The organism is Vibrio marisflavi CECT 7928 (assembly GCF_921294215.1).
GTDB lineage: Bacteria > Pseudomonadota > Gammaproteobacteria > Enterobacterales > Vibrionaceae > Vibrio > Vibrio marisflavi.
This window is the reverse complement of the sequence record NZ_CAKLDM010000006.1, coordinates 1-6,808: the sequence shown is the minus strand read 5'-3', so window position 1 is coordinate 6,808 and position 6,808 is coordinate 1. Positions and strand designations below refer to the sequence as shown.

Annotated in this window: 4 protein-coding genes; 1 reads left to right on the top strand and 3 read right to left on the bottom strand. The window is 41.2% G+C overall.

Going from position 1 to position 6,808, the window contains the following annotated elements; genetic code table 11:
* The first annotated feature begins 605 nt into the window (after nt 1–605).
* On the top strand, nt 606–1,379 hold the full coding sequence (locus L7A31_RS22100; protein ID WP_237364224.1) for a replication initiation protein: 774 nt from the start codon (nt 606–608) through the stop codon (nt 1,377–1,379).
* Between the two features lie 727 nt (nt 1,380–2,106).
* On the opposite strand, the gene L7A31_RS22095 is transcribed toward L7A31_RS22100, so the two are convergent.
* From L7A31_RS22095 to L7A31_RS22085, 3 genes are all read right to left on the bottom strand, one after another.
* The gene (locus L7A31_RS22095) at nt 2,107–2,307 is read right to left on the bottom strand and encodes a hypothetical protein (RefSeq protein ID WP_237364222.1); all 201 of its coding nucleotides are present in this window, start codon (nt 2,305–2,307) and stop codon (nt 2,107–2,109) included.
* Between the two features lie 2,111 nt (nt 2,308–4,418).
* On the bottom strand, nt 4,419–4,640 hold the full coding sequence (locus tag L7A31_RS22090; protein ID WP_237364221.1) for a hypothetical protein: 222 nt from the start codon (nt 4,638–4,640) through the stop codon (nt 4,419–4,421).
* A 780-nt stretch (nt 4,641–5,420) separates the two neighbouring features.
* Complete coding sequence (locus L7A31_RS22085; RefSeq protein ID WP_237364219.1) at nt 5,421–5,591, bottom strand: hypothetical protein; 171 nt, start codon at nt 5,589–5,591, stop codon at nt 5,421–5,423.
* Nucleotides 5,592–6,808: the final 1,217 nt, after the last annotated feature.

Here is a 6,808-nt window from a genome sequence, read left to right as displayed (position 1 = left end):
TTTTCATATCACAGTGTTTATCTGCCCCCCTATTTACCATAAGTGCACTTAGTGCGAACTCAGATTTAGACGTAAGAACGGCTCCCGATTGGGAGCCGTTTTTTTAGCACGAAGGAAAAATGGAGGGAACTTCTGACCTGTTGTACGAGATACTGGATCACTAAATTCCGATATAATTGGAGCCGTATTTAACGTAATTTCACTTAGTGCGAAGTACAGTGTTTCGGTAGAACAATGATTTTTGAAAGGTCGCGATAGCGGCCTTTTTTGCCTGATAGCAAGAAAAGCGAAGGGAAATTGCGAAGTAAAGTATTGAGGAGTAAGATTAACTCTAGATAAAACAAAGCCCCGAATCTTACTAATCAACTTGGCGGTAGATATAAGAATTCAGGGCTAAATGCTAAGGTAATTTTAACACATGGATAGACAAAGACAATCCACACATAACCGCCATAAGTGCAGTTATGTGTGAAAGCTAAACAATCAAACGCTCTTCAACTCGAACTAATCGAGACGCTTCCTCATAAGCCGTATTGTACCGATGAACTTGGTGTCACCTACATACGCCCCAAAAGCACTGCGATTAAGAAAAAAAATATCTGCAAGTGAACCAACCTACGTTGGTCACTTACCTTGTCTTTGATATTGATCGACAAGGCGGTGTGTTGGCTTGGTACGACAACGATCTTCCAACGCCATATTGGACGTCAAAGAACCCAGAGAATGCACACGCACACATTGCGTATCGCTTGAAAGTTCCATTCTGTACGTCTGATATCGCGCATAGTGAACCGACCCGCTACGCTGCTGCGATTGAATCCGCGATGATTGAGCGTTTGAAAGCGGATCGTGGATTCGCAGGACTACTGACGAAAAATCCACTACATCCACATTGGCAAAATGAGTTTTGGACAGAGTACGAATACACACTCGATGAACTGGCGGAATACCTCGATCTGAAAGGCCATCCGTTACGTGGTAGCGAAGTATCAGGTCTTGGTCGCAATTGTGAGTTGTTTGATACGGTTCGTCAGTGGAGCTATAAGGCGATCCGAGAATTTTGGGCACCTAACTACAAGCGTCAGTGGAATTCGGCTGTCTACGACCAAGTGGAAGCCATTAATGCCCAATTTAAAGTGCCCTTGCCCGTTTCAGAAGTGAAAGCGATAGCGAAGTCGATCGCTAACTGGACGTATCGAGAGTTCACGCCTGAAAAGTTCCGTCAAAGCCAAGCTAAGAAAGGGGCGAAAGGCGGAAAAGCTTCAAAAGGCGGTGGTAGACCTATTAGTGAATCTAGTGAAAACCAACAAGAACCTTGGTCAAAGCTTGGAATTAGCCGAAGAACTTATTACAACTGGAAACAGTCAGGAAAGATTTAAAAGTTGCACTAAAACAAGCCTTATCAGATAACAGCCCTTTTTTGGGGCTTTTTTCTTTTCATATCATAAGCAAAAAATCTTATTGAGCGCGGAGCGCAAACTTTCCACTTGCTCGATCTTGTCTGTCGATTGTGTGTGTAAAACTATGGGCGTTTACTGTCCTAGTTTTTCCACATGAGGCTGTACGCGTTATCCTCGTCTGTCGTATGGTTTTTTGAATCACGACACTGCAATTCTTCGCATCAAACGCCGCTTAGGCTACCGTTTTTTTTTCTCCATAAATATAAAAAACACACCCTCAAAAATAACGCACAGCTAAGCTTTTTATACCCCCGAAATGCCCCTACACCCCTCGGAAGATTACATCTTCACATAAGTGGTTGTCTGTAAAGGAAAAATCCGTTAAAAAATTTTCAGAAAATGAGTTAAAGTGACGTCATTTTTACGAATCACTTGTGAGGTCATTTGTGATTCATTACGATACATACTTTAATATCAATAGGTTAGTGATTAGTGATTCACCTTGCGATACACGGTGAATCACAAGTAATTCATCAATGATTCACCGGTAATTCGCGAGTGATTCGTAAATGAATCGCGCAAATCTTGGTTGATTCTCATGAGGGTTGTGATGCCACCAAAAAAAGAAAAACTCCAACTCTATGTGCAGCTAGAATACACAGAGTGCACTCGCTACGCTCGTTTCTCTGTGAGCTGGAAAGGGGCGCTAACGCCCCCTTTTCCCCCAGTTAACTGCCCCCTTCGGAATGGCGGAATGGTTGATTGTATGCGCTGCTAATTCTTCAGCCAAAGCTTCTTCGTTCTTCTTTTTTAACTTCTTAGCGTCTTTTATATTTCGCTTCGCTTGTCTTTTCTCATACTCAAGTCGACGTTTTTTTTCTTTTTTGTTTTTCTCTTTACTGTTCATTAGACCTCACAGGATGTCTGATTTTAAGGTTTATATTGCCATACCTTATCAAAGGTTGTCCTGGAAAATGAAAGCTGACGCTCTCACTCCGTTCGTTTGTCGGATTCGTGCTTCACTCATGAAAGAACTTCGTTCATTTCACGACTAAGCACGATCTCTAATCGGCAAACTTTAGGTTATGGGCGTTACGGTGTGATATTTCGGTGAGCAGGAAAAATGTTAATTCGCCTTGTGAATCGCGCTAAAAGCGTTACAAACTTTCAGAGCGGTTCTATAGCGTTTACTGGGTGTTAGGTGTTGTAAATGAGCTTAAAATGGCTCTGAGGGCTTCTGAGAGGCGTTTTAGCTGGCTAACTGAGCCATTTACCATAATAGGAATAATGAACACCGATTTGAATTTTGCAGAAACCAAAAACAAACAAAACATGAATATGTCAGTAGAATAGTATTGAACATTTTACTGGTGTGCGAACCCAGATTTAGAAATAAGAACGGCTCCTCTAGGGAGCCGTTCTTGTGTTGCTTAGTTACTTAGATTTAAATACTTGGTACAACTTTGCTAGTGCAGTTATTACTGCCGCAATTGCAAACAAAAATTCTGGGCTCATCCCCTCTCCTTTAATTGAAATTGAAAGTTTTAAGTGCCCTGACTAGGGAGTTACATTACTCAACAAGATTTGCCTATCTTGAAAGCTCATACGAAGCGCCACACTTCAAGCTTGAATAATAGCTAGATATTATAAAATCCTAAATTCAGATGCAAAAACGTGCTTTATGATTTTGTGGATGGTTTTTTTATGATTGATTTTGTTGATAGCAACAAAAAAACCGCTCAAAAGAGCGGTTCTAATGCGATTCATTGTCAGGGCGAATCTTAAATCCAATTAAAGGAGTTCTTTATAGTGCGAAATTGGCGGTATCACACTCGACATAGATTGGCTATCTATGCCGACAAGGCGAAAAATTTTCCTATAAAGCGAAAAAACTTTCCTTTGTACAGAAATTCTAGACTGAATTTGATCTCGATTTCAATATTAATCTTCACACATATAGCATTTTAAAATCTTGTACTTACAATGTACACTAATTGTAGCTACAACAGATGCTTAGCTCTTAGATGGGTGTTATTGAAAGTTGGTACTCAAAAAGTGCCAATATATTTTGCTTTTTCATATCACAGTGTTTATCTGCCCCCCTATTTACCATAAGTGCACTTAGTGCGAACTCAGATTTAGACGTAAGAACGGCTCCCGATTGGGAGCCGTTTTTTTTAGCACGAAGGAAAAATGGAGGGAACTTCATGCTTAATGATAGTTTAGTCAGTAGTGTTTTTCTATGCCGGATTTAACGTAACGGCACTTAGTGCGAACTCAGATTTAGACGTAAGAACGGCTCCCGATTGGGAGCCGTTTTTTTAGCACGAAGGAAAAATGGAGGGAACTTCATGCTTAATGATAGTTTAGTCAATAGTGTTTTTCTATGCCGGATTTAACGTAACGGCACTTAGTGCGCATCGAGATTCAGATACAAAAAAGCCTCCCATATGGGAGGCTTTTTTGTTTGTTCTTGCTCAACAACAGAAGTTTGTCGTTGAGACTTCAGGGATTTAGATTTAATCTTAACCCCAGATGTGAAAAAACCAGCTTAGGCGAGCTGGTTTTCTCGGAATACTTACTGGTTAAGAAGCCCGTTGTAAGTCCTTTCATGATAGCCATATCGTTTAAGCACTTCAAGTACTCCTGCACTCTGTTTGGATCAAGATGTTTTGGACAGAGCTACGCACATCAGTCAGCGATCAAGGGAAATTCCATAGCTGATAGGTAAAGGCACTAATCAAAACTAAGCGAAAGCTCGATAACACCGCCCCTTGTAGCTGCTAGAGGGGACAAGCGGAAAAGGAATAACTGATTAGTGTTGTGAGGCCGGAATGGGGGCGTAAAGCCTAACTCACAGCGCAGGGCAGCCCGAAAGGGTAAGAGAAAAATCCCAATCTGAAAGCGACCATAAATGATGCCCAAATGGGTAGGGGTCGGCGCAGCCGAAAGGGCTTGTAGCGCCGCCCTCGCGTGGCATCCTTACTTCTTTTCTGAGGTGTTCTATGAATGTTTCCCCTAGTTCTCTCGTCCATTTTTTGCTTCTCTTGGAGCGTAACAATTCGATTGAGCTTCGACGAATTCGGTGTCAGGCGAAAGAGGTGCGTTGGCATCGGCAGCAACATGAGAGAAATGGTCGAATATTAGGTTCTTCCATTGAACCCATATTTCAAACTCTGGATTGAATTCTACTAACAACGGTCGAGTGCTGGCGTTGAATGAAGGAGCAAAGCGAACCATTCGATGACAGTGCTGACCCGACAAGCGTTAGCGCGTCAGTTTTGTTCCTTTGTCTCGCTAGGGGTTCAGCGTAGCCGAAACAAAGCTCTTTAAGCCTTTTCTCAGAACAAAAAAAAACTTATTGAGCGCGGAGCGCAAACTCTCTACTTGCTCGATCTTCTTTGTCGATTGTGTGTAAAACTATGGGCAGTTTACTGTCCTAGTTTTTCCACATGAGGCTGTACGCGTTATCCTCGTCTGTCGTATGGTTTTTTGAATCACGACACTGCAATTCTTCGCATCAAACGCCGCTAGGCTACCGTTTTTTTTCTCCATAAATATAAAAACACACCCTCAAAAATAACGCACAGCTAAGCTTTTATGACCCCCGAAATGCCCCTACACCCCTCGGAAGATTACATCTTCACATAAGTGGTTGTCTGTAAAGGAAAAAATCCGTTAAAAAATTTTCAGAAAATGAGTTAAAGTGACGTCATTTTACGAATCACTTGTGAGTCATTTGTGATTCATTTACGATACATACTTTAATATCAATAGGTTAGTGATTTAGTGATTCACTTGCGATACACGGTGAATCACAAGTAATTCATCAATGATTCACCGGTAATTCGCGAGTGATTCGTAAATGAATCGCGCAAATCTGGTTGATTCTCATGAGGTTGTGATGCCAACAAAAAAAGAAAAACTCCAACTCTATGTGCAGCTAGAATACACAGAGTGCACTCGCTACGCTCGTTTCTCTGTGAGCTGGAAAGGGGCGCTAACGCCCCTTTCCCCCAGTTAACTGCCCCTTCGGAATGGCGGAATGTTGATTGTATGCGCTGCTAATTCTTCAGCCAAAGCTTCTTGTTCTTTTTTTAACTTCTTAGCGTCTTTAATTCGCTTCGCTTGTCTTTTCTCATACTCAAGTCGACGTTTTTTTTCTTTTTTGTTTTTCTCTTTACTGTTCATTAGACCTCACAGGATTGTTCTGATTTTAAGGTTTATATTGCATACCTTATCAAAGGTTGTCCTGGAAAATGAAAAGCTGACGCTCTCACTCCGTTCGTTTGTCGGATCGTGCTCACTCATGAAAGAACTTCGTTCATTTCACGACTAAGCACGATCTCTAATCGCAAACTTTAGGTTATGGGCGTTACGGTGTGATATTTCGGTGAGCAGGAAAAATGTTAATTCGCCTTGTGAATCGCGCTAAAAGCGTTACAAACTTTCAGAGCGGTTCTATAGCGTTTACTGGGTGTTAGGTGTTGTAAATGAGCTTAAAATGGCTCTGAGGGCTTCTGAGAGGCGTTTTAGCTGGCTAACTGAGCCATTTACCATAATAGGAATAATGAATACCTGATTTTGATGTTATTGTTACGCGCTAAACTCCAATTTTTGTCGAGAACCCTGCTGTGAATAAAAAATCTTCGAATAAAAAATTGCCGCCAGAGAGCGATGAGGTTTTATATCTTGAAGCGAAAGCTATAATCAAAGAGATTTTAGAACCTGTTTTTAATATGGCTCGAACTCATAAGGTAATGTCTAGATGTCCTTGTATCGAATGCTTTTCTGATGATTTGTTTGAATACATTAATAATAAATATGAAAAACCTATTTCTGACCTGTTGTACGAGATACTGATCACTAAATTCCGATATAATTGGAGCCGTATTTAACGTAATTTCACTTAGTGCGAACTCAGATTTAGACGTAAGAACGGCTCCCGATTGGGAGCCGTTTTTTTAGCACGAAGGAAAAATGGAGGGAACTTCATGCTTAATGATAGTTTAGTCAATAGTGTTTTTCTATGCCGGATTTAACGTAACGGCACTTAGTGCGCATCGAGATTCAGATACAAAAAAGCCTCCCATATGGGAGGCTTTTTTTTTGTTCTTGCTCAACAACAGAAGTTTGTCGTTGAGACTTCAGGGATTTAGATTTAATCTAACCCCAGATGTGAAAAAACCAGCTTAGGCGAGCTGGTTTTCTCGGAATACTTACTGGTTAAGAAGCCCGTTGTAAGTCCTTTCATGATAGCCATATCGTTTAAGCACTTCAAGTACTCCTGCACTCTGTTTGGATCAAGATGTTTTGGACAGAGCTACGCACATCAGTCAGCGATCAAGGGAAATTCCATAGCTGATAGGTAAAGGCACTAATCAAAACTAAGCGAAAGCTCGATAACA